The following is a 25,644-nucleotide window of genomic DNA, read 5'->3' as shown; positions in this document are numbered from 1 at the left end:
CGCCTGTATCCCACTACAATGACAGGCATCTTTGTCGCTGATCCCCTGTCATCTCTCAATGAAAGCATTTTCCGTATTAACGCCGCCCCATGTTAAAAGTGCCACCAAAGCACAAACTCTGTTCACATTAGGCGGCGCATCGCAGGCCATCACCTTAGCTAATTTAGTCAAGGATCATGAGGGGCTGACACTGGCAGTCACCAGTGATACCCCAACTGCGCTTCTATTAGAGAGCGAACTAAATTATCTTCTTCAGGACGACACTCTTCCTGTTTGGTTGTTCCCTGATAGAGAAACCTTGCCATACGATAGTTTCTCCCCCCATCAAGATCTGGTTTCACAACGTCTGGAAACTCTGTCACAGATCCCGAATGCTAAACGGGGAGTAGTGATAGTCCCCATCAGTACTCTGATGGTTCTTCTGCCACCAAGATCATTTCTAGCCGGCAACGTATTGATGTTGGCTAAAGGTGATAACTACTGCCTTCAAGATGTTAAACAGCAATTGGTGGATACCGGTTATCACCTCGTTGAACAAGTTTATGAACACGGAGAGTTTGCTGTAAGAGGCTCGATTATCGATCTGTTCCCAATGGGCTCAACTCAGCCCTATCGTATCGAACTGTTTGACGATGAAGTGGAATCGATAAGACATTTTGACCCTGAAACTCAACGTTCCAGTAGTGCCATCGACTCAATTCGTTTATTGCCAGCAAAAGAGTTCCCCACAGACAGTGCGGCTATCGAAGGGTTTAGACAAAGGTACCGACGTCATTTTGAAGTGATAGTCAAAGAGCCAGAATCTGTTTATCAGATGGTGAGCCGCAAAATACTTCCAGCTGGGATTGAGAACTACCTACCACTTTTTTTCGATGAAACGGCAAGCCTATTTGATTACCTGCCCGCTCAGACTCAACTGGTTAACATTGGCGATCTTGAAGCCGCTTCAAGAGCACACCTTACTGAGGTAGAGCTTAGATATGAAGACAGACGCGTCGATCCACTTAGACCTCTGTTACCGCCAAAGTCACTATACCTGCTGACCGAGCAGCTTTTTTCCGCCTTTAAAAAGTTCCCTAGAACTCTGCTTAAAATAGGTGAAAATCAAGACAGTGGCAGTAATGCCAAGCTCGAATCACTGCCAGAGTTAACAGCAAACCATAAACTTAAACAGCCACTGACACTACTTCAAGATTATGCCACTCAGGGCGGCAGGATCCTCTTTAGCGCCGAATCTGAGGGGCGTCGTGAAGCACTGCTTGAGCTATTTGCCAAAATAGACCTTAAGCCACAAGTGTTCGAACATCTAGATGATTTTGTCGACTCAAAAGTCAAGCAAGGCCTTATTGTCTCGCCTTTATCTAAAGGCGCTATTATCGAAAAAGCCAGAGGGGCTAAGTTCAGCATCATCTGTGAAACAGAGTTATTTGGCCACCGTATCTCGCAAACAAGGCGCCGAGATAAACAGAGACAGATAAGCAGTGATGCCCTGATTAAGAACTTGGCAGAGCTCAAGGTGGGCCAACCTATTGTTCACTTAGATCACGGTGTCGCCCATTATCAAGGGCTCGAAACCCTCGACACTGGAGGACTCGTCGCTGAGTACCTTAAACTTGAATATGCTGGTGGAGACAAACTATATGTTCCCGTCTCCTCTTTGCACCTTATCAGTCGCTACAGTGTCGGCCCAGATGAAGAGGCTCAGCTTAATAAACTAGGTAATGAGAGCTGGGCAAAAGCGAAGAAAAAGGCGATTGAAAAGATACGTGATGTCGCAGTGGAACTACTCGATGTTTATGCCAGAAGACAGGCTAGACCTGGCGATGCCTGCCATATTGATCAAGAGGAGTACGCCCTCTTTAGTAACAGTTTCCCATTTGAGGAGACTGTGGATCAAGAAACCTCCATTAATGCCGTATTAACCGATATGAGCTCCCCTATCGCCATGGACAGATTAGTGTGTGGTGATGTCGGTTTTGGTAAAACTGAAGTCGCCATGCGCGCGGCGTTTGTTGCAGTCAATGACGGTAAACAGGTCGCTATTTTAGTTCCAACAACCCTGCTGGCACAGCAGCACTTTGAAAATTTCAAGGATAGGTTTGCCGATTGGCCAGTTAAAATTGAGGTCATGTCGCGCTTTAAAACAGCAAAAGAGCAAAAAGCCGTATTAGAGGATCTGAGTAATGGCAAGGTCGATATCGTTATCGGTACTCATAAGCTACTGCAATCTGAGGCGAAATTTGAAAACTTAGGCCTGCTTGTTATTGATGAAGAGCATAGGTTTGGTGTTCGCCAAAAAGAGAAGATTAAAGCCCTCAGAGCCAATGTTGATATCTTAACCTTAACGGCCACCCCGATCCCACGAACCCTAAACATGGCCATGTCTGGTATGCGTGACCTTTCCATCATTGCGACTCCACCAGCTAAGCGACTTGCAGTCAAAACTTTTGTTAGAGAGTATGACAACGCTGCGATTAGGGAAGCACTGCTGCGTGAGATATTACGTGGGGGCCAAGTTTATTTTCTCCATAACACAGTGGAAACCATCGAGAAACGTGCTGCTGAGATCAGTGAACTGCTACCTGAAGCCCGTGTGATCACCGCCCATGGACAGATGCGAGAGCGTGAATTAGAAAAGGTGATGTCTGATTTTTATCATCAAAGATTCAATGTCTTAGTCTGTACTACTATCATAGAAACTGGTATCGATATTCCATCGGCAAACACCATAGTAATAGAGCGTGCTGACAAATTTGGACTCGCTCAGCTACACCAACTAAGAGGCCGCGTGGGACGCTCACATCATCAAGCGTACGCCTACTTAATGACGCCACATCCTAAGAGCATGACAAAAGATGCAAGGAAGCGTCTCGAAGCCATTGGTGCACTAGAAGATCTCGGTGCAGGCTTTATGTTAGCGACTCAAGATCTCGAGATACGTGGCGCCGGAGAGCTCTTAGGTGACGAGCAGAGCGGCCATATCTCAAAAATTGGTTTTACACTCTACATGGAGATGCTTGAGGATGCCGTTAAATCTTTAAAAGAGGGTAAAGAGCCTTCATTAAGCCAGATGCTAAGGCGTCAGTGTGAAATCGATCTTCGCATTCCTGCACTGCTGCCCGAAGACTTTGTCCACGATGTGAATATCAGACTCTCTCTTTACAAGCGGATAGCTAACTGTGAAACATCGCAAGCGTTGGATGAATTAAAAGTCGAGTTAATCGACCGCTTTGGACTCCTACCTGACTCCACTAAAAACTTGATGGAGTTAACGCTTTACAAGCACCAAGCTACAGCCTTAGGCATCAAAAAAATAGAGATGCATGCCAAAGGTGGTAGCCTAGAGTTCAGCGACGATCATAGTGTCGATCCAGGTTTTATTATCGGTTTACTGCAAAGCCAACCACAAAACTATCGAATGGACGGCCCGAGTAAGTTAAAATTCATCATTCCAGCTGAATCTCACGCAGATAGGTTGGCGCTGGTTAAATTGCTTTTGGGGCAATTATCACAACACCGTCTTGGAGATTAATGTGTTAAAGAAAACGTTACTACCCCTAATGGGACTGCTATCGATAACTCAAGCTTACGCTCAAGATGAACGTTGGTTTGAAGTCGAGGTATACCTGTTTGAACGAGACGCTGGACACAATCAGGAAAAAAGTCCTGATCAGGTCACGTTAATCAACACCAGAAAAGCCGTGGATCTTATCTCCCCACTTTTCAGTACCGATATCACAGGTGCAAGCCTAGGCTTAAAGGGATGCTCATCCAGTGACTGGGCTACCAATGCAGATGAATGTAATCAGCAGTTAGGCTCGGCTCAGGTCAATCACACGACACAGATCCCTGTCAATATCGCTGCCGCAACTGAGCAGTATGGTATTCCAGGTGGCGCTCCGGTTTTGCTTTCAAGTGAGCAAAATCAATTTAAAGATATCATGAGTAAAATAAGCCGAGAGCCTGGCAACAAGAGTTTACTGCACATGACCTGGCAACAATCTATGCTGCCACGGCATAAAGCAAAACCTATGAGGCTCTATTCTGGTCAAGATTTTTCCGACAGATTTGAGGGAAATGGGCAGATGGTTCAAAGCTACCAGTCGGAGCTCACCATCCCACAGTTTGACTTTCTTGATACTAGCTTTGATAGTAAAACTCAAAAGCCCGTGTGGGAACTTGACGGGACACTTAACATCTACCTAAATCATTACCTATATGTAGAAGCTGCGCTGAACCTCAGAGAAGAGGGAACGAAAGAGATTGATACCTCATCCAGCTATCTCAATGAAACTGTAGAGCAAAGCAATAAAGTAACCCCTTTTCTGTATGCTTTCCCTTTGACACAGAATCGTCGAGTACGAAGCGATGAGATCCACTATTTTGATCACCCTAAAATGGGAATGATTCTACAGATCAGAAAGATGGAGCAACCAACAGACAGAATCAAGGATATTGCCAACGAGCTTTAATAAGGAAGAATTGAGAAGTCGAGGTAGATCTCATTCTCCTCATCCTCTTGAACATACACTTTGTCGACTTGGGCTTGTGGTGAGCCCTTGTCGCACCAATCAATCAGATTATCAACTGCTGGGTAGGCTCCCTGAGCTAGAATATTAACCGAGCCATTTTCATTGTTGACTACGTAGCCGGTTATCCCTAACTCGTTAGCTTTAGACTGTGCAAAACGCCTAAAGCACACTCCCTGCACTTTGCCCTGCACATTGATTAATACTCTCTTCATCTGTAAGTCCATTATCGCTAATGCCCTCCCCTGAAGATAACCCAAAGCACACAATTGGGCAAAAAACATGCAAAAAAAAACAGCTAACAAAAAAATAATTAGCTGCATCGGGCGACATACGCAAAATGGTATGGTCAGGTTTAGACCAAATTCTCTTTATGTATCATTGTGTAACAAATTAATCTTGGGCGCTACTTTACACTGCAAAATACAATTTTAAAACAAAAAGTAGACTTTTCAACTAAAAAAAAGACATATATCGATCTTAAGTTCTTACATTCGGATATCAGTCAGTTTCTTATACTATATAATTCATTATTAATGTAATAAGAACTTTTACAATTTAACATAGATGGGAGTTTATTTTTTAAACTATTTTGCAGAAGAAGTATTATTAGGCGGGGGAAATGAGACTAATATTCAATCACTGGAGTTTAAGCGGTAAGCGATATTTGTGCAGAGCGAGCAATTAAAGCGCCGTAATAGTACGGCACTCACTGAATCATCCCTTTTTAAATGCTTGGATCCTTGGCAGTTGGCTCGCTAACACTGGGAATTTATGAGGTTGCTCCTCATCCCAACATATTTCATAAAAGCGGCTTAATTCATCACTCACGACTTGGTTATCAAATGTATCATCATTGCGTGAAAGTATAACTAAAGACTTACCACTGTTCTTTTCTCTAAACTCTGACACACACTTATTTGCAATATCCGAGTATTCTTCCGGTCTATCTATCTTACCCAACATATTATCTTGCGGTGTTAAATTAGGGTTAATCAATACAGATTTTAAACCATTTAAATAACCAATCCGTTCGGCCCAATACCCACCTAAACCGACACCAATAATGATAGGTTCGGAATCATCTGTTAACTTCAGCTGTTTACTCACTTCATTAAGTAGATGCTGCATGTCATGCTTTGGGTGTAAAGTGCTATAACTCAGTAGACGTACGTCTTTATCAATAAACTGCAATTGACGTATTTTCTCATGGTTACCAGGGCTGGTTGCATCGAAGCCATGTAAATAGAGGATCATTGGGTCACCTATAAAAAAATTAGGAGATTAACCTTAACTAAGTTGCACTTTTGGAATATTGAGGTGAATCAATATTCCAAATATTAGTTACAATTAATCTGTTGAAAATCTTGATGCAAGGAGTTTGGCTTGCTGCCACCTTTCATCGTTTTGAAGAGCTTGTGCAACGATTTTACTATCAGGCTTCAATAACTGAGCTGGATATTCAGGCTGACTGGTCGGCCAAACTAACTCTTCAAGTACCTCTGTAGCTCCCTTGGCATCATTGCATATCAAAATCATATTACAACCTGCATCTAATGCGGCTTGAGCTCTGGCTTTATACCCGCCCACAACTCCCGCCCCCTTCATCCCTAGATCATCAGAGAATATCACTCCCCGAAAACTTAACTGTTCACGTAATATATCTTGCAGCCAAAATGATGAAAAACCAGCAGGATTTGGATCAACCTTTGAATAGATCACATGTGCGGGCATCACACCGTGGAGCTGATCTTTGGCTATCAGCGATTTAAAAGGTTGCATATCTAGCTCAAGGATCTCCTCTTTACTACGCTCATCATAAGGCTGAGCAATATGAGAATCAGCAACCACACTGCCATGTCCTGGAAAGTGTTTACCAACAGATGCCATACCAGCTTGATGCATCCCCTCTATAAAGCTTCCAGCAAGCTCAATGACTTCATTGGGTTCAGAGCTAAATGCACGCTTACCTATCACCTCACTGACACGATTAAGATCAAGCACAGGTGCGAAGCTCAAATCAATATCACAAGCCAAAAGCTCCACAGCCATAAGAAAACCTAACTCTACAGCCCATTTTTTAGCAAGTATCATATCGCCGCCAGCAAATGGAAGAATGTCTCCCATAGCCGGTATATGGGTAAAACCATCCCTAAAGCGCTGTACTCTTCCCCCCTCATGATCGACTGCAATAAGAAGATCTGGCCTAACAACACGGAGCGACTCTACTAATGAGACAAGTTGCGGACGATCAGTATAATTTCTACTGAATAAGATCACCCCTCCAACCATAGGGTGTTTCAGCTGAGTAAGCTCCTCTGCAGAAGCTTGGGTAGAAAGCAGATCAAGCATTAAGTAACTCACAACTCCTCCTATAATATAAAAATAATGTGATTAATTGGCTGAGTAGATTTTGCACTACGCCTTATTATTTAGGGGATAAATATCCCCAATGATATAAGCTCATATCACTAAAATGGCTTAGCTTATCTAATCTGAAGTATGAAATTAAAAAAACTCATGCTAAGCCCAATGGAAAAGTGTGGGATAATTTATGAAAACAAAACCACACTATCCGCGTAGATTAACACAGCATGACTTTTTTCCCTTTTTATTTACTGACCTCTGGGAAATTTAATCGCGTAGAGATAGTGCTAATAACGAATAAAACAGAAAAGGTTTTAAGATGATTAGTGTATTTGACATGTTCAAAATAGGAATTGGTCCCTCTAGTTCACATACTGTAGGCCCGATGAAAGCTGGAAACATCTTCATAGAGGATCTCCAGAAAGCAGGCCTATTGGATACAACTGATGAGTTGCGTTCAGAGCTGTTTGGATCGCTCGGTCAAACGGGTAAAGGTCACGGTACAGGTAAAGCCGTGATACTAGGCTTAATGGGAGAAGCACCAGATACCGTAGATACTGACGCAATTGATGGGATCTTAAATGAGGTCAGTCAAAGTGAAGTCCTATTGATGGCCAACGGCACAAAAGTCACCTTTACTCGTGAATTAGGGATAACCTACCATAGACGAAAAAGCCTCCCAGCCCACGCCAATGCGATGACGCTTTATGCATACCGCCAAGGTCAATGCATATTCGAGCGAACTTATTACTCCGTTGGTGGTGGCTTTATCTTAGATCAAGATGAGATTTTAGCCCAAGATGCATCCCCCGCCGCACCGATAAAATCTGCCCCCTATGATTTTAACAGTGCAACTCAGCTCCTCACTCTCTGCACAGATAATGGGTTAAGTATCTCATCGCTGATGATGGAGAACGAACTGAGCATAGCCTCTGAGGCTGAGATAAAGCAGCAGTTATGGATTATCTGGCAAACCATGAAAAACTGTGTCGAGCGCGGATATAAGAAAGAGGGGATCCTCCCAGGAGGCTTAAAACTAAGACGCCGTGCCCCTGCTATGTACCGCCGTTTAAAAGCTGAAGGTAAAAACAGCGTCGATCCGCTAACGGCATTGGATTGGGTAGATCTGTTCGCGCTATCGGTGAATGAGCAAAATGCAGCAGGTGATCGCGTAGTCACCGCACCAACCAACGGGGCCGCAGGCATCATTCCTGCCGTACTTTGCTACTATGATATGTTTGTTCAGGAAGTGGATCTTGAAGTCTGTTGTCGTTACCTGTTAACCGCTGCCGCTATCGGTATCCTTTATAAGAAGAATGCATCTATATCCGGTGCAGAAGTCGGTTGCCAAGGTGAAGTTGGCGTAGCTTGCTCTATGGCTGCAGGAGCCCTAACAGAGATCATGGGCGGTACCATTGAGCATGTTGAAAATGCAGCTGAGATTGGCATGGAGCATAACTTAGGCTTAACCTGCGACCCTGTTGGCGGTCTAGTACAGGTTCCCTGCATAGAGCGTAATGCTATGGGCGCCGTCAAGGCCATTAACGCTTCCAGAATGGCACTGCACGGAGATGGAAACCACAAAGTATCCCTAGATAAAGTGATCAAAACCATGATGGATACAGGCAAGGATATGCGCAGCAAGTATAAAGAAACCGCTAAAGGTGGTTTGGCCGTTAATATCGTAGAGTGTTAATGCATCACTGATAGCACAAACAAAAAACTCGCCAAAAGGCGAGTTTTTTATGTTCGACAAAAATAAAGTTAACGTACTGGCAACTCTATATTGGCGAACATATTTTCAATCAATTGTGGGTCTCTTAAACCTACCGCTTTCTCGACCACCTCTTTTGTGAGATGGGGAGCAAAGTGTTCAATAAACTCATACATGTAAGTTCTTAAGAAGTTTCCTTTTCTGAAACCAATTTTCGTCGTGCTATGGCCAAACAGGTGACTCGCATCGATTGCTACAAGATCTCTATCCATCACTGGATCGATCGCCATAGAAGCGATAACCCCCACACCTAGCCCTAAACGAACATAGGTTTTTAGTACATCTGCACTAGTGGCACTAAACACCACTCTTGGCTCCAACCCTGCACTATTAAAAGATTTCTCAATCTCAGATTCGCGGTCGAAACCAAACACATAAGTCACAAGTGGAAAACGACCTAGATCTTCAATACTGATATTGCTGCGTGAGGCCAAAGGATGATCCCGTTTAACCACGATTGAACGATTCCAGTGATAACAAGGCAGCATGATCAGATCTGAGTACAGGTGCATCCCCTCAGTTGCAATGGCAAAATCGGCATCTCCACGTGCAGCAAGCTCACTAATTTGAGAAGGTGTGCCTTGGTGCATATGAAGGTTGACTTTAGGGTAACGCTCAATAAAACCACGAATGATGTTTGGCAATGCGTATCTAGCTTGGGTGTCTGTCGTTGCAATATTTAACTCACCTTGATCAGGCTTAGTGTACTCTTCAGCCACCTTTTTAATGCTTTCAACTTTGCCAAGGATGTTATTTGCAATACTTATTACCTGCTCACCGGCAGGTGTCACATGAGTTAAATGCTTACCACTACGACCAAAAATCTGGATACCTAGCTCATCTTCAAGCATTCTAACTTGTTTGCTGATCCCTGGTTGCGATGTATAAAGGTTTTCAGCTGTTGCCGACACATTGAGGTTATGATTAACCACTTCGGCAATATATCTGAGTTGCTGTAGCTTCATCTTTTATCCTTCAATTTAACCTCAAGTCATTGCTTAGGTTTTAATCTATACGCTTAATTAATTATAAGAATTAGTTATAGTTCATGCTAAAAATTAAATCAATATGGAATATAACATAGAGTTCACGAGAATCACACGACATTAGCAAAATCCTAAGCTAAGATAACTATGCTAGACTGTTGATTTATAGTAGCATTAAAAGAATTGCTTAATTGATGGTAGACCTATGATATTTACTTTGGTTCTGGTCCTTATTGGTGCTCTCTTATTTCTTGTTATCGGAGTTAATGTTGTACAACAACAAAAAGAGAAGGCGGAAGCTGAGCGCAGAGCTGAATTAGCCAGACAGCGGGCCATTATTGACGAGACCGAGGAGATTCTCTCTCTCACAGGAATGTTTCCCTGCTCTTCTCAAATTGTATTGGTGCTTTATAAACGTGTGCAGGACGCCCTGAAACACGCAAAAAGCATAGCAGGCAACCAAGCACCTGATTATGAACGTCGCCTAAATGATATTAGCTCACAGGTTACCACCATGAGTTCAAACCCCAAAAACTCTCCGCCAATTGAGGGGTTCAGGCTACCGGACAATGACAAACAGATACTAGATTTAGTTAAGGTATTAAAGAAACTTAAGGCTATTTTAAGAGCTGAGCATAATAAAGGGAAAGTCGACACAACAACCTTTTCTGAAGAGGAAGCTAGAATTGATAGCCTTCAGTTACGCATTAACGTCGACTCAATGCTTTCTAGAGCTAGAGCGGCTTGTGCGACTAAACAATATGGCTCAGCAAAACAGATGGTCACTAAGGCACTGTCAACCTTGCATGCTATTAAGGCGCAGACGCCCAACGATCCCTTTATTGGTCGTAAGGTCGATGAAGCAAAAGCCATGTTAGATGAAGTGATGGGCGCGCAAAAAGAAGCTGCACCTGTGGTGCAAAATAATAAAGAGGAGGAGGATATCGACGTCCTGTTCCAGCCCAAGAAGAAGTGGTGATTTCACTTATTTTTAAAACCAGCGTAATCGCTGGTTTTTTTATACCTAATTTTTGTATCCAATAATCACTCATACTTCTTTTCCACCAACCCAAGGCTGCCAAGCAAAATGGTAACCGAACAGAGCGTCACTTTCTCTTGAGGTATAGCAAGTAGCATCCACTCAGAGGTTAGTTGGTATACTAAGGACTGAAGTAAAGGACATAAAAAAGCCCCGAAAACTATCGAGGCTTTATAGGGCTAAAATAGGAGTGTTCCCCCTCTATTAGCTCTTGGCTTTCGCCTTAGCTTTAGGTTTCGCTTTAGGCTTGGCTTTCTTTTTAGATTCAGTCACCCATTTGCCATCAACAAATTTTGATGTCCAGCCAGTCGCTTTTCCATCAACCTCTGTTGCAACGTACTGCTCCTTGGTCTTGCGACTAAAGCGCACCGTAGACTTGTTACCATCATCATCTTCAACCGGAGCATCGGCTAAATAAGCATATTTAGGCCATAATAGCTCACGGTACTTCACTAGTTCTTCAACTAATGGCGGACGAGTCTCACGTGATTTAGGGAAGGTACTTGCAGCCATAAAGATACCGGCAGCACCATCTCTTAATACGAAGTAGCCATCTGACTTAGTACATTTTAACTCAGGAAGATGAATAGGATCTTCCTTTGGCGGCGCAGCTTCACCACTCTTTAGCAGCTTACGAGTATTCTTACATTCAGAGTTAGTACAACCAAAGTACTTACCAAAGCGACCATTTTTCAACTCCATATCATTACTGCAACGATCGCACTCAATGATGGGTCCCTCATAGCCCTTGATCTTAAATTGACCTAACTCAACCTCATAGCCACCACAGATTGGATTATTACCACATACATGAAGCTTACGAGTTTCATCAATTAAATAACTGTCCATGGCTGTACCACAGACGCCACAGCGATGTTTAGCACGTAACGCATCGGTTTCTGCATCTTCACTATTTTCACTGACCGCTTCTTCACCTGCGGTTAGGTTCATGGTGGTTTTGCAGCGCTCTTTAGGCGGCAACGCATAACCTGAACAACCAAGGAACACCCCTGTGGTACCAGTTCGGATCCCCATAGGTCTGCCACAAGTCGGACACTTGATGTCTGTAAGCACCATCTCATTCGGGCGCATTCCGCCCTCTTCCGGTGCAAGCTCTGCTTGATCAAGCTGTTTGGTCAAGTCTTGATAAAAACCATCAAGCACTTTTTTCCACTCGAGCTCACCCTGTGCCACATCATCAAGGGTCTGCTCCATGCTGGCAGTAAAGTCGTAGCTCATCAGCTCTTTAAAGCTGCCAATCAAACTTTCACTGACAATCTCACCCATCTTTTCAGCATAGAAACGGCGATTTTCAACTTTTACATAACCACGGTCTTGTATGGTTGAGATAATCGTTGCGTAGGTAGATGGACGGCCAATACCGCGCTTTTCTAACTCTTTAACTAATGAAGCCTCACTGTATCTAGCAGGCGGCTTAGTAAAGTGCTGCTTAGGCAGTAACTCCTCTAAAGAGAGTACATCACCTTTAGCCACGACTGGCAGGGTATTATCCTCTTCATTTTTCTTTTTAACGGCTGTTTGAACTCGTGTCCAACCATCAAAACGTAGTGTTCGACCCGTTGCTTTAAGCTCATATTCACCCGCTTTGACAGTTAAACGAGTCGCATCATATTTAGCAGGTGTCATCTGGCAAGAAACAAACTGACGCCAGATCAACTCATAAAGTCGCTGCGCGTCACGCTCCATATCTTTCATACCAGCGGCATGAACGGATACATCTGAAGGACGAATAGCTTCGTGTGCCTCTTGCGCTCCCTCTTTGCTTCCGTAACGGATTGGCGCATCAGGCAGATATTTATCGCCGTACTCTTTGCCAATCATTTCACGGACATTGTCTACCGCTTCCTGACTCAAGTTGGTTGAATCTGTACGCATATAGGTAATATGACCCGCCTCATAAAGACGTTGAGCCATCATCATGGTTTTCTTTACACCAAAACCTAAACGGGTACTTGCAGCCTGCTGCAATGTCGATGTGATATAAGGCGCTGAAGGTTTACTAGACGTTGCCCTATCTTCACGAGCTGCAACCACAAAGCTTGACTGTGATAAAGCACTCACAGCCGTTTGAGCTTGCAGCTCATTAACTGGGTTAAACGCTTTTTCCTGGAACTTAACCACTTCCATCTTCAACGCGTCATTTGCAAGCGTTGTTAAATTGGCGTGTATATCCCAAAACTCCTCAGGAACAAAAGCTTTAATCTCACCCTCTTTCTCAACCACTAGACGAGTCGCAACCGACTGAACACGACCAGCCGAAAGTCCTCTCGCCACTTTTTTCCAAAGCAGAGGAGAAACCATAAAACCAACGACACGATCAAGGAAACGGCGCGCTTGTTGCGCATTCACCATATTCGTATCAAGTGTGGCAGGTTTACTAAAAGCATCTTGGATAGCGGATTTAGTGATCTCGTTGAACACGACTCGTTGATAACGAGATGCGTCTCCACCAATCACCTCTTGAAGATGCCAGGCAATAGCCTCTCCCTCTCTATCCAAATCGGTTGCGAGAAAGATATGGTCAGCACTTGCAGCTAATGCTTGCAACTCTTTAACCACTTTCTCTTTACCGGGAAGAGTCTGGTACTTGGCCTTCCAGCCATTTTCAGGATCAACCCCCATACGAGTAACTAGCGCCTGTTTCGCTCTTTTACTCTTATATATAGCTTTCTCTTCAGGAGACATCTTCCTGACTTCAGCAGGCGTTTTAGTCGCCACGTTCGCTTCAGCAGTGGAGGATGTTGGTAGGTCACGAATATGACCCACACTCGATTTCACGATGTAATCTTTGCCGAGATATTTATTAATAGTCTTGGCTTTGGCCGGTGATTCGACAATAACTAGCGATTTACCCATAGAATGATCTGCGCCAAAAAGTCTCAAAAATTTGTAAATTGGCTCCATATATAGAGTGTTGTCTCGATAGTTTCAAGTTAATCCCTCTTTTATTTGTATCGTTAAGCCAATTTTTAAGCATACATAGACAAAATGTAAAATATTTTTTTGCTTATTTAAAAACTAATATTTCATTATTAGTCATCTAGCAAGGATTTCTTGTGAATTTCAATGCAAAAGTCACAATTTCAGCGTTTAGGTACAACTTGTTAACCATGGAAGCTCACGTATACTGAGCCCAACTACTGTAAGCAAACACGCCCCTTTCTCAAATCGAGACGGACGTGAATAAAAAGATAATCAACAAGCAGTAAAGCTTATTGATTCAGATAAATACCCTCTTGCTAGACCATAAGGATAATAAATGAAGCACTTTGAAGCGAACTTTGATGGACTTGTTGGTCCAACACATAATTATGCCGGCCTCTCTTTTGGCAATGTAGCCTCTTTTAGTAACGCTTCAGCGGTATCAGATCCCAAGTCAGCCGCAAAACAGGGATTAAAAAAAGCCAAAGCATTGGCAGATATGGGAATGGTACAAGGTATGTTAGCCCCTCAGGAGCGCCCAGACCTTCATACACTACGTAGAATTGGTTTTTCGGGGACTGATGCTGAAATATTAAATAAAGCCGCTAAAGAGGCTCCTGCTCTCTTACGTGCATGCTGTAGTGCATCAAGTATGTGGACGGCAAATGCAGCAACGGTTTCTCCAAGTGCCGATACCCAAGATGGAAAGCTCCATTTTACCCCAGCAAACTTAGTCGACAAGCTGCACCGTAGCATCGAACCTGTCACAACAGGAAACATTCTAGCAGCCACCTTTAATAACTCGCGCCACTTTAGCCACCATCAACATCTACCTGAGCACTCAAGCTTTGGTGATGAGGGAGCAGCCAATCACACTCGCTTGTGTGAGAATTATGGTAACGCTGGTGTAGAGCTATTTGTTTACGGACAGGAAGCCACGAACCCTAATGCACCTAAGCCGCAAAAGTATCCAGCAAGACAGACTCTAGAGGCGTCACAGGCGATCGCTCGCCTTCATGGATTAAGTGAAGAGAATACCGTTTACCTCTCTCAAAACCCTGATGTGATTGATCAAGGGGTTTTCCACAACGATGTGATTGCTGTTGGCAACCAGAATGTGCTTTTCTATCATCAACAAGCTTTCTTAGATACGCAAAATAAGTTTGATGAGATACAGCAAAAGTTTGGTGACTCAAAAGTTCACTTTATCGAAGTCCCTACGGCGAAAGTCAGTATTGAGGACGCAGTTAAGAGTTACCTGTTTAATACCCAAATCATCACTCTACCTTCTGGTGAGATGGCCATTATCGCCCCAACTAATTGTCAAGAAAACCCAGCGGTATTTGCTTACCTAAATGAGCTAGTCACATTAGGAACGCCGATTAAGCAGGTTAACTATTTTGACGTTAAACAAAGCATGCAAAATGGAGGCGGACCTGCTTGCCTTCGCTTACGAGTTGCCATGAATGATATGGAGTTAGCTGCAGTTAACCAAAATACTCTGATGAATGATGCACTATTTACACGCTTAAACGCTTGGGTTGATAAACACTATCGCGATCGTCTCAGTGTCGATGACTTAGCTGATCCTCAATTAATTATCGAATCAAGAACGGCATTAGATGAGTTAACACAGATAATGAAGCTAGGCAGCGTGTATCAGTTCCAGAAGTAGTCATTTAACAGAACTTAAAAGTTGAACAACTAATAAACTGACAATAAAAAAGGCGCATATGCGCCTTTTTTATCTTTATAACTTAAAACTATAGAATATTAACCGCAATATTCACCACCTCGGTGATAGTGCCATTAGGTGTAGTAACCACTGCACTGAATACGCCTGAATTCGGCTCATCTTCACCTTTAAGGCTAACCTTAAATTGGGTACCTCCATTATAGTTAGAGCTTGGCCATATAATTTCACTTGTGCTGCTTACAGAGCCTGCACTTGATGAAAAGCTAACTTTAGAACCTGCTGGCATCTGCTGGTTATGCAGATCTGAAATAGTAAAAATCACTATCGCAGCTCCTTTTCCCACTATATTAATACTGCCACCAAAATGATCGCCATCTTTATCTCTGATAAAAATGTCATTAGGAAGCGTTCCGACAGCTTTACTACCAGACATCACCATCACTAAGCTTCGTCTTACAAATAATGTTTTAGAGTCTGAAACACCATCAGCACAGCCTGCATGAGCAGGTTCAGAACAAAGTACACCGTTATAAACCCCATCTTTTAAGTCAAATATTGTATTTGAATTGAAATCTACCAACTCTTCTAATGCACCACCTTCAAATCCAATTAGTTGACCATCAGGTTGAGGATTAAATACGCTATCTTCATTGTAATCATTAAAAGCGTCATTCAAGTCAAAAGATTCCCCACTGACATCTTTACCTGTCAAAAACTCATTCATTTCACTGGCATCGAAACGACCATTACCATTCAGATCTGGGAATGATTCCTCACCGATTGCCGTAGCGGTGATCGTCGCTCGACCACCATATTTCTGGTCATAAAAGTTACCATATATCCTTGTTTGCGCATCATTATTAATATCACAAACACCGGAATCAGTCTCATTAATTTTGAGTACATGGCATCGAAGTGCAGCAGTTGGGTTGCGAATTTGTACTCCTTGCTCATTAAATAGCTCTTGCCCCTCAGGCCTTGGTAACTGACTAACCCAAGTTACTGAACAGGCACCATTTATAGTTTGACAAGCATCTTCAATCGCACCGCCTTCAGTTGTAAATGATACTGTAGTTCCATCTGGAACAGGGTTATTAAAGGCATCTGCCATACGAGCAGTGACCTTAACCTCAGTATTTTCAACAACCCACCCCTCAGCATTTAACATTTCTGCTGATAATGAGAAACTATCTTGATCAGGAATACCAGTAGAGATAATTAATTGTTTAGACTGACTTGAAATAACAGGATTAGAACCATCAACCGTTGCTGTCACTCTTACCGATGTAGCCACGGTACCTGTAGTTACAACAGTTTGAACGATACCCTCATTATTTGTTGTCGCTTGAGCAGGAGTTAACGCAACGCCACCTATGATTGTATTTAACTCAAACAACACATTTTGATTGCTAACAGGGTTGCTGTTTTTATCAAGCACTTTAAATTTAACGACTGATGATTCCACACCACCAGTACCTAAAATGCCTATATTCTCAGGCTCTGCAGATACAAAAACAATGCTACCAACATCGGCTTGTAACACATTAATCGTTCCAACGGCAGAAAGACTAATTCCACCGGCATTAGCTGTAACATTAATCTGATCTTCTCCGACACAACCTTGAGCTAGATATGTAGACGTCGCTAAACCATTACTTGATGAAACGGGTGAACTAATTTGTGCTTGAGCAGGTGTTTTCGTCGCACAAGTCGATGAAAAATTCACATCAACGGGCTGCGTAAATGGGTTGCCTTTATCGTCTTGTATTTGAACAGAGATTGTTGCGGTACCGCCAGCAGATAAGTTAGTAGTACTGACCTCAGCGACTCCTTCAGTGAAAGGGGTACCACTTCCCATTACCACATTAGTCGCACCAACCACCACAATTGTTTTACCAACTTCATTAGTTGCTAAACTTGCCGTCACCTCTCCAGCGCCTAATGAACTTCCAGCATATATGTCAACAGTAGCTTTACCTTCAGAATCTGTTACCGCGCTCTTAATTGGTAAGTCTCCAATAGGGCTCTCAAATGTCACAATAACTGACTTATTAATTCCCGTGACTGTTGCTGTTAACTTACCTGGAGATAGTGTACTAATCGTTTGAATTGGAGTACCTGCTGAGTCAGTTAATACCAATGAAACTTGTGCTCCACCGCCAGCTTCACCACCATCACCAACCATAGTGACATTAACAGAAGCGGTCTCTCCCGTCCCTGTCGTCGCAGTAATACTTGCTCCAGTATTGATAGCAGCAGTGTTCAACTTAATTGTTGCAACACCATCAGCATTTGTTGAAACTTCTCCGGTACCAGGATCAAATGTTCCATATGAATCATTATTTAAAGTAAAAGAGACTAAGGTACTGACTGCTGCACCAGTAGAATCCCTCACAGTTGCAGTTAATGTACCAGGCTCTGCGACTGATATTTGGTCATTATCAACTTCTAGTGTGATAGATATAGTTACAGGAGGTGTAGTTCCACCACTTCCTTCATCAGAAATCCCCCCTCCACCACTACATGCAATAATAAAAAAAGACAAAAAGAATGCGGTAAATATTTTATATGCTGACTGCATGTCAGACTCCCTGTTACTCTGAGTGTAATTTTAAGCAAAGCGCCTATTACTTATAGAACAAGATTACATAAAATTCCCGCCACTTTTCCATAACTATCTTGATTTATTTCTCGAAAAACCCAATAAAGTTTAACTTTTTACCCGTATCCTCACAGAATTTTGCATGCTAGGCTTATTACGCAAATTGAAAAGCATAATAATTATACAGGAATCACAATGTCATTAACTCAATCAAAGAAACTCGGCCTCACGAGTAAAATACTTATCGGTATGGGAGCCGGTATAATATTAGGGTTACTTTTAAGGAATTTATTTCCCGATAGCAGTTTTATCAATGAATATATTACTGAGGGCTTTTTACACGTAATTGGTACTGTTTTCGTTTCTGGTCTCAAAATGCTAGTCGTCCCTCTGGTTTTCATCTCTTTGGTTTGTGGAACTTGCTCACTGAGCGATCCATCTAAACTTGGGCGCTTAGGCGGAAAAACCATCGCCTTTTATCTCTTCACTACCGCAATTGCCATCTCTGTTGCGATCTCCATTGCGATACTCGTCCATCCAGGTAATGCCTCCTTGGTGAGTGAAGGACTAAGCTTTAACGCAAAAGAAGCACCAAGCTTGTCTGAAGTGTTAATCAATATTGTCCCAACTAACCCTCTGCAAGCGATGAGTGAAGGCAATATGCTTCAAATCATCCTATTTGCCGTTATTTTCGGTTTTGCAATATCACATATTGGCGAGCGAGGAAAACGCGTTGCAGCGCTTTTTAACGACCTTAATGAAGTGATAATGCGCGTCGTCACACTCATCATGCAACTAGCACCTTATGGTGTATTCGCTTTGATGGCGAAACTGGCTTTAACGCTCGGTCTGGAAACCTTCGGCAGTGTGGTGAAGTACTTCTTCGTTGTGCTAGGTGTGTTACTTATCCACGGATTTATCGTTTACCCCTCTCTTCTCAAACTATTTACCGGACTTAACCCACTTATCTTTATCCGTAAGATGCGTGATGTGCAGCTTTTTGCATTCAGCACGGCGAGTTCCAATGCAACCTTGCCTGTGACTATCGAGGCCGCTGAACACAGATTAGGTGTCGATAACAAAGTCGCCTCCTTCACACTGCCTTTAGGTGCGACAATTAACATGGATGGTACCGCCATCATGCAAGGTGTTGCCACGGTATTTATTGCGCAAGTTTATGGTGTAGATCTGACCATCACCGACTATACAATGGTCGTTGTTACCGCCACTTTAGCCTCAATAGGCACCGCAGGTGTGCCAGGTGTCGGACTTATCATGCTAGCCATGGTATTAAATCAGGTTGGGCTCCCTGTTGAAGGTATTGCACTGATTATCGGTGTCGACAGACTACTAGACATGGTCAGAACTGCGGTCAATGTAACTGGAGATAGTGTGGCAACTGTGATTATCGCAAAGTCTGAAAATGAGTTTGATGAAACAACATTTAATGATACTCAGGCGGGGAAAACTGCAGGTAGCTTTAACGAGCAACTGCACGCTAAATAGATAATTTAAAAGCAGTAAAAAGGCGTCCAATTTGGACGCCTTTTTTATTTAAGCAAAGGTCAAAAATGGGTTTATCTTTCCCAGTATGCCTCTTCTAAACTGTCTTCTCGTTCAGGTAGACCACTTGATAGTCGTGGACTGTGTTGAGCAAGTACTTCATAAGCCACGCGGTTAGCATATTTACACACCTGCGAGAATGAGGAGTAACATAGCCCGTCACGCTTATGTTTACTTGAACCAGGAACATTCGCCTTATGAAAAGTGTTAGACGCTAAGTCATGTAACAGAGCCGCTAATGCGCCATCACCAGCACCATTAGTGTTACGGATCTTTTCAGGGCCTCCCATGTATGGTGAGATATGTGCGTATACTTTAATTGGTGTATTACAATCCGACTTTAGCTTTGGACGAGAAAACTCATAACGGTTAAACTCTGGGATAATACCAGGTAACAGCGTATGAGAGGTTTCACGCTTCTCAGAGTCATCCGTGTAACCCGCCATATATAGACCAAGAGGACCCGCTGTCGTTAACACGAGATCGCACAACTCAAGCGCAGCTTCACTTGCCTGAAGCGGATCTTTAAACCCAGTTAAGGCTTCACCTTCATCTTCATTCATCGCCAGAATTGTCACATTCTCTTCGATAAACGTTTTCCACCATTGAGGATCGCTCTCAATCAAGAACCGGGTACCTAATGTAAGAACCACAGGAACATCCGCTTCTTTAGCATACTCAATCGCTTTTAACGCAGCTTGAGTAATTTGATCACCATCACTAGCTCGCATCAAATATGCAGTTAAGACTAAAGCAGATGCACCTTGAATCACCTCTTTGTTGATAAACTCAGGACTTAGCTTATCCATCGAACCTTTACTAATTGCAAAGGTACGCTCACCACATTCAGAGATAAGTGTAAAGCAGCGCCCAATAGGCCCCTCTACAGGCTGTAGATAGTTAAGGTCGACTTTAGAGGAGGTATTACAAAGGTATCGGTATGCGTAGCTACCCACTTCGATATTCTTGCTCATCACACCAAACAAGACAGATCTATCATCGGCAAGAATAGAGTAATTGTGAACAGTGTTACCAATAGTCCCACCAGCAAACTCATCACTGATTAACGCTTGGCTCTTCAGTTCCGTATAGAGAGCATGAGCTGTTTCATCATCAATTAAGGTCGAATTTCCTTTCGGTAATTCATAGCGCTGTAGCAGTTCGTCAGCAACCTTAGCTTCAATATCAACCAGAGTTTGATCTATGCCGGTAATGTACGTTGGAAATCGCTCCGGCTGCTGCGTCAGTTGCGCCAACAGTGGGTCACGATTCTGTACGGGAAAGTAATGCTTTGACTTTCGTTGACCTGGAAACTTCATGTAATGCTCTCGTTGAATGGTAGCTGTAACTCAAACCCTCAAAAATGCACAACAGACTCCCTTTAGCGAAGCCTAAAGCCTACATTTTCGAAGCGATCTGGAATAAATGCCTAACAGAAAAATATCAGACATTTTGACAATTAACTATTTATATTAGCAATAAGGTGAGTGAGCTAATATAAATGGCGGCAGATACTACCACACACAGCAAAATTCACCAGCTATCAGATCAAATTTTTATCGAATAATCTCAAGCTTACTCCCACAAAAAAGCCCACTAAAGTGGGCTTTATAAAATGAGCCAGTGCTCATTTAGAAATGGTGTAAATAAGCTTAGCTTAAAGCAACAACAATCTCTTCGCTAACCGAAGCAACACTTTGTGTGCCATCAAACTTACTGTATTTAGTCTGACCGTTAGCAGCTACATTACCGTAGTATTCTACCAATGGCTTAGTTTGCTCATGGTAAATATCTAAACGCTTACGTACTGTGCTCTCTTCATCATCAGGACGAATAGCAAGATCTTCACCAGTCACATCATCTTTACCTTCAACTTTAGGCTGGTTGAATACAATGTGGTAAACACGACCAGAACCTGGGTGAACACGGCGTCCACTCATGCGCTTAACGATCTCTTCATCCGGCACATCGATCTCAACAACGTGATCGATAGCAATACCAGCATCAGCCATAGCATCAGCCTGAGGAATAGTACGAGGGAAACCATCTAACAAGAAACCCTTCTCACAATCAGCTTGAGCAACACGCTCTTTAACTAGGCCAATAATTAGCTCATCAGACACTAATTGACCAGCATCCATCACTTTCTTAGCTTCTAAGCCAAGTGGCGTACCCGCTTTAACTGCTGCACGTAACATATCGCCAGTAGAAATTTGCGGGATACCGTATTTTTCCATGATGAACTGTGCCTGAGTACCTTTACCGGCACCTGGGGCACCTAATAACATGATGCGCATCTCGATTGTCCTTTTATTTGACATAGATTTCATTAGGCCGCGATCTTCGCACACTTGGCCACTATTTTGAAGAGGGATAAGTAGGTTTTAAGCCAGATATTCATTAGACTTTGGCCACATATACTAAGGTAGGAAACCAAAGAAATATCACCATTTTCACCTATCTCTATCCCACCTAGTTCTTTTACTCAATTTTAACTCAACATTTAGTATAAGAGACTGTAGAGTTTTCGCCGATATTGATTTGCCAGTGTATTTCCCTGACCTAACGCAGTGAGGATCTCTAAAAACAACTGCTTAACCTCACCATTTTCTACACTAATATCCTTAGATAAAGGCGTAAATAATATCGCTAATGCTTCCTCGTTACGTTTTGCTTGGTGCAGAGCCTTAGCCAGTAACAGTAACTGAGCGATATTCTCCGGCTCACTTTCCACTGCTTTTTGTAGCTCCCTTATCTCAGGGCTGTCCGCAGCATCTAATGCTAAGGCAAGTTTGGCCTTCAAACTCTGATAATAACTGTCTTGATCTGCAAGGCCTATACTGGCTAATAGCTCAGCCGCTGAATCAAAATCATCTAACATTAAACAAGCATCGGCAAAAACCAAAGTAACTTCGGCATTAGGCGACTCAGCGTAAGCTTGCTTCAACAAAGCCAGTGCTGGCGCCGCATCTTGCAAGGCCAGTAAGTTTTTCGCCTCATTAAGCTGTATCTGCCACTGGGCAGGAAGATGTTTATCAAGCATTGCTGCAATCTGCACCTCCTCTTGAAGCCCCGCAAAGCCATCCACAGGCTTACCTTCACTCAAAACAAGTGTGGTCGGCACGTTTTGAATTTGGAAGTAGTTAGCTATCTCCATCTCTTTATCGCAATCGACTTTTGCTAGCACAAAACGACCAGCTTGCTTATGTGCCATCCCGGTTAGGGTTTGAGATAGTGCCACACTTTCTGGACTTTGCTGCGACCAAAAGGCTAAGACGACAACTTGCTTCATCGATGCATCAACCACATCTTGAATATTATCTTTAGTCAGTTCTAAAACAGCTTCCATAACAATCCTAAATTACAAAGTAAAAAAAGAGGCAGACTCTTAACCAAACAAGTCATGCCTCCTATTTCTGTCCAAGTTAACTACAGCTTACTTTAACTGAGCTAAAAGCATCTGGTTCATTAACTTAATGAATGCTGAAGGATCTGCCAAGCTACCCTTTTCTGAAAGCTGCGCTTGCTGAAGCAGTAGATCGCTCCATTGTGCAAACAGCTCCTCATCTTGCTCATCGTTTAAACGTGCAACGAGTGGGTGCTCAGGATTGATCTCAAACCTAGGCTTACTTTCTGGTACAGATTGACCAGCCGCTTCCATCAACTTGATCATCTGTGTCGACATCTCACCTTCACCGGCAACCACACAAGCTGGTGTGTCGGTTAGACGAGTTGTCACTTTAACCTCAGAGACTTTATCACCTAACGCGTCTTTAACGCGCTTAACTAAACCTTCAGACTCAGTCTCAAGCTTCTCTTGTGCCTCTTTCTCACTAGCATCTTCAAGATCGCCAAGCTCAAGATCGCCACGTGTAACAGAGTGAAGCTGCTTACCATCAAACTCAGTTAAGTGGTTAATCAACCATTCATCGATACGCTCTGACATTAAGAGCACTTCGATGCCCTTCTTACGTAGTAACTCAAGGTGCGGACTATTAGCAGCGGCCTCATGACTGTCGGCAACAATGTAGTAGATCTTAGATTGACCTTCTTTCATGCGCTCGATGTAGTCAGCCAGTGATACGTTTGCTGTCGCTTCGCCAGTATCAGTCGATGCAAAACGCAGTAGACCAGCAACACGCTCTTTGTTAGCGAAGTCTTCGGCAGGTCCCTCTTTCAACACTTGACCAAATTCAGCCCAGAATGACTGGTATTTCTCTGCATCATTCTTTGCAAGCTTCTCAAGCATACCCAACACACGCTTAGTCACAGCAGTTCTCAATGCGGTTGTGATCTTGTTGTCTTGTAAAATTTCACGGGAAACGTTTAGCGGAAGATCGTTTGAGTCAATCAAGCCCTGCACAAAACGAAGGTAGCTAGGCATAAACTGCTCAGCATCATCCATTACAAAAACACGTTGTACAAACAGTTTCAGACCATGTTTACGGTCACGGTTCCACATATCCCAAGGTGCTTTTGAAGGTATGTATAGTAAGCTGGTGTACTCCTGCTTACCTTCAACACGGTTGTGGCTCCAAATTAGTGGATCGGTAAAGTCATGGGAGATATGTTTGTAGAACTCCTCATACTCCTCTTTCGAAACATCACTCTTGTTGCGTGTCCAAAGCGCCGTCGCCTTGTTCATCGCCTTCCACTCACCTTCAGTCGCTTCTACCGCTTCTTGCTCTTCGGTTGCTTCCACAGCAGGAGTACCTGGCTCGAACATCTCAACAGGCACAGAGATATGATCTGAGTATTTAGTAATAATTGAACGAAGACGGAAATCATCGGCGAACTCCTTCTCCTCTTCACGCAGGTGAAGCACGATCTCTGTTCCGCGATTCTCTTTAACGATATTTTCAACAGTAAAGTCACCTTCACCTGCTGATTCCCACTGCACGCCCTCTTCACTGCTATGACCTGCTGCGCGAGTACGAACCGTCACCTTATCGGCAACAATAAATGATGAGTAGAAACCAACACCAAATTGACCAATCAGTTGTGAATCCTTCGACTCATCACCAGAGAGGTTTTTAAAGAAGTCTGCGGTACCTGACTTAGCGATAGTTCCTAAATGTTCGATAACACTGTCGCGGGTCATACCGATACCGTTATCTTCAATAGTAACGGTACCTTTCTCTTTATCTGTACTGATACGAACTCTTAGCTCACCGTCACCTTCGTATAGCGCATCGTTAGTTAACGCTTCATAACGTAGCTTGTCAGCTGCATCGGCAGCATTGGATACCAATTCACGCAAGAAAATCTCTTTGTTTGAATACAGAGAGTGGATCATCAAGTTAAGGAGTTGCTTGACTTCAGTTTGAAAGCCGTGAGTTTCTTGTTGAGACATGGATTGTTCCTTTATCTGTTTCACTAAAACGAATTCTTTATGCAGATAGAGATGGGGCTGGAATTTACCTTTTCAAGGGAAAAAGTTTCTGAATATTTCAAATGATTAAAAAAAACCCAGGATCTAGTCGCTAGATACTGGGTTATTTATGATTAAAGCAGTCCCATAACGGAGCCAAAAAATAGTTACAGTGGCAAACGTCCATTAAACGAGAGTGCTAATGTGGTGCTATCCACATACTCAAGTTCGCCGCCAACAGGAACACCGTGGGCGATACGACTGACAGAAACCTGATGACCTTTGGCCATATCGGCAATAAAGTGTGCAGTTGCATCCCCCTCTACCGTCGGGTTGGTCGCAAGAATGAGCTCAGAGACCTCACCGGAAGCCAAATGCGCTTCAAGTAGGGATAAACCAAGCTCTTCAGGCCCCACACCATCGAGTGGTGAGAGATGACCTAATAGCACAAAGTATCGACCTGAAAAGTGTCCCCCAGCCTCTATAGCAAGTACATCAGCGGGCGTTTCAACGACGCAGATAACTTCAGAGTTTCCCCGTTTATGGCTGGCACAAATCGGGCAAAGTGTCTCTTCAGTAAAAGTACGGCAAGCCTGACAGTGTCCCACATCACTCATCGCGCTCGACAACGCAGAAGCCAAAGACTGCCCAGCCTTACGGTCGCGCTCTAACAACTGAAAGGCCATGCGTTGTGCAGATTTCGGCCCAACACCGGGCAAACACTTGAGAGATTGAATGAGTTCATCAACCAAAGGACTAAATTTCATTTTGTGT

17 protein-coding genes are annotated in these 25,644 nt (G+C 43.3%); 6 read left to right on the top strand and 11 right to left on the bottom strand.

Annotated features, from left to right (window positions below; translation table 11 throughout):
* Window positions 1-58: 58 nt before the first annotated feature.
* Window positions 59-3,532, top strand: a complete 3,474-nt coding sequence (mfd, locus tag SWOO_RS09295; RefSeq protein WP_012324441.1) for a transcription-repair coupling factor — start codon at window positions 59-61, stop codon at window positions 3,530-3,532.
* Window position 3,533: 1 nt separating this feature from the next.
* Entirely contained in the window at window positions 3,534-4,472 is a 939-nt protein-coding gene (locus SWOO_RS09290; RefSeq protein WP_012324440.1) for a peptidoglycan binding protein CsiV, read from the top strand.
* Here the strand turns inward: SWOO_RS09290 and SWOO_RS09285 are convergent.
* The 3 genes from SWOO_RS09285 to nagZ form a co-directional block, all read right to left on the bottom strand.
* Window positions 4,469-4,744 carry an acylphosphatase gene (locus SWOO_RS09285; protein WP_041417567.1) on the bottom strand — a complete coding sequence of 92 codons (276 nt, stop codon included), beginning with the start codon at window positions 4,742-4,744 and terminating at the stop codon, window positions 4,469-4,471. The genes SWOO_RS09290 and SWOO_RS09285 overlap by 4 nt on opposite strands.
* A 502-nt stretch (window positions 4,745-5,246) precedes the next feature.
* On the bottom strand, window positions 5,247-5,786 hold the full coding sequence (ycfP, locus tag SWOO_RS09280; RefSeq protein ID WP_012324438.1) for an alpha/beta hydrolase YcfP: 540 nt from the start codon (window positions 5,784-5,786) through the stop codon (window positions 5,247-5,249).
* A 93-nt stretch (window positions 5,787-5,879) separates the two neighbouring features.
* Window positions 5,880-6,893 (bottom strand): beta-N-acetylhexosaminidase, encoded by a 1,014-nt coding sequence (gene nagZ / locus SWOO_RS09275; RefSeq protein ID WP_012324437.1) that lies wholly within the window; start codon window positions 6,891-6,893, stop codon window positions 5,880-5,882.
* Between the two features lie 322 nt (window positions 6,894-7,215).
* Between nagZ and SWOO_RS09270 the strand changes: the two genes are divergently transcribed.
* Complete coding sequence (locus SWOO_RS09270; RefSeq protein WP_012324436.1) at window positions 7,216-8,592, top strand: L-serine ammonia-lyase; 1,377 nt, start codon at window positions 7,216-7,218, stop codon at window positions 8,590-8,592.
* 68 nt (window positions 8,593-8,660) lie between these two features.
* Here the strand turns inward: SWOO_RS09270 and cysB are convergent, their stop codons facing one another.
* On the bottom strand, window positions 8,661-9,635 hold the full coding sequence (gene cysB / locus SWOO_RS09265) for an HTH-type transcriptional regulator CysB (protein WP_012324435.1): 975 nt from the start codon (window positions 9,633-9,635) through the stop codon (window positions 8,661-8,663).
* A 226-nt stretch (window positions 9,636-9,861) separates the two neighbouring features.
* Between cysB and SWOO_RS09260 the strand changes: the two genes are divergently transcribed.
* On the top strand, window positions 9,862-10,635 hold the full coding sequence (locus tag SWOO_RS09260; protein WP_012324434.1) for a hypothetical protein: 774 nt from the start codon (window positions 9,862-9,864) through the stop codon (window positions 10,633-10,635).
* Between the two features lie 264 nt (window positions 10,636-10,899).
* Here SWOO_RS09260 and topA read toward each other — a convergent pair whose 3' ends face one another.
* Entirely contained in the window at window positions 10,900-13,572 is a 2,673-nt protein-coding gene (topA, locus tag SWOO_RS09255; protein ID WP_041418062.1) for a type I DNA topoisomerase, read from the bottom strand.
* Between the two features lie 403 nt (window positions 13,573-13,975).
* On the opposite strand from topA, the gene astB reads away from it, so the two are divergent.
* A complete protein-coding gene (gene astB, locus SWOO_RS09250) occupies window positions 13,976-15,313 on the top strand; it encodes an N-succinylarginine dihydrolase (protein WP_012324432.1) in 1,338 nt (445 codons plus the stop codon).
* Between the two features lie 88 nt (window positions 15,314-15,401).
* On the opposite strand, the gene SWOO_RS09245 is transcribed toward astB, so the two are convergent.
* A complete protein-coding gene (locus SWOO_RS09245; RefSeq protein WP_012324431.1) occupies window positions 15,402-17,915 on the bottom strand; it encodes an invasin domain 3-containing protein in 2,514 nt (837 codons plus the stop codon).
* 216 nt (window positions 17,916-18,131) lie between these two features.
* Between SWOO_RS09245 and SWOO_RS09240 the strand changes: the two genes are divergently transcribed.
* Window positions 18,132-19,442 (top strand): dicarboxylate/amino acid:cation symporter, encoded by a 1,311-nt coding sequence (locus SWOO_RS09240; protein ID WP_012324430.1) that lies wholly within the window; start codon window positions 18,132-18,134, stop codon window positions 19,440-19,442.
* A gap of 71 nt (window positions 19,443-19,513) precedes the next feature.
* Here the strand turns inward: SWOO_RS09240 and SWOO_RS09235 are convergent, their stop codons facing one another.
* The 5 genes from SWOO_RS09235 to recR form a co-directional block, all read right to left on the bottom strand.
* Complete coding sequence (locus SWOO_RS09235; protein WP_012324429.1) at window positions 19,514-20,818, bottom strand: inosine/guanosine kinase; 1,305 nt, start codon at window positions 20,816-20,818, stop codon at window positions 19,514-19,516.
* Between the two features lie 333 nt (window positions 20,819-21,151).
* Entirely contained in the window at window positions 21,152-21,796 is a 645-nt protein-coding gene (gene adk / locus SWOO_RS09230; protein WP_012324428.1) for an adenylate kinase, read from the bottom strand.
* A gap of 206 nt (window positions 21,797-22,002) precedes the next feature.
* The gene (locus SWOO_RS09225; RefSeq protein WP_012324427.1) at window positions 22,003-22,848 is read right to left on the bottom strand and encodes a co-chaperone YbbN; all 846 of its coding nucleotides are present in this window, start codon (window positions 22,846-22,848) and stop codon (window positions 22,003-22,005) included.
* Window positions 22,849-22,935: 87 nt separating this feature from the next.
* Window positions 22,936-24,852 (bottom strand): molecular chaperone HtpG, encoded by a 1,917-nt coding sequence (htpG, locus tag SWOO_RS09220; protein ID WP_012324426.1) that lies wholly within the window; start codon window positions 24,850-24,852, stop codon window positions 22,936-22,938.
* A gap of 185 nt (window positions 24,853-25,037) precedes the next feature.
* A complete protein-coding gene (recR, locus tag SWOO_RS09215) occupies window positions 25,038-25,637 on the bottom strand; it encodes a recombination mediator RecR (RefSeq protein ID WP_012324425.1) in 600 nt (199 codons plus the stop codon).
* Window positions 25,638-25,644 lie beyond the last annotated feature (7 nt).

Origin of the sequence: Shewanella woodyi ATCC 51908, from assembly GCF_000019525.1 — a bacterium.
Taxonomy (GTDB): domain Bacteria; phylum Pseudomonadota; class Gammaproteobacteria; order Enterobacterales; family Shewanellaceae; genus Shewanella; species Shewanella woodyi.
Note: the sequence above shows the minus strand (reverse complement) of the source record. Positions and strands in the feature narration are given on the sequence as shown.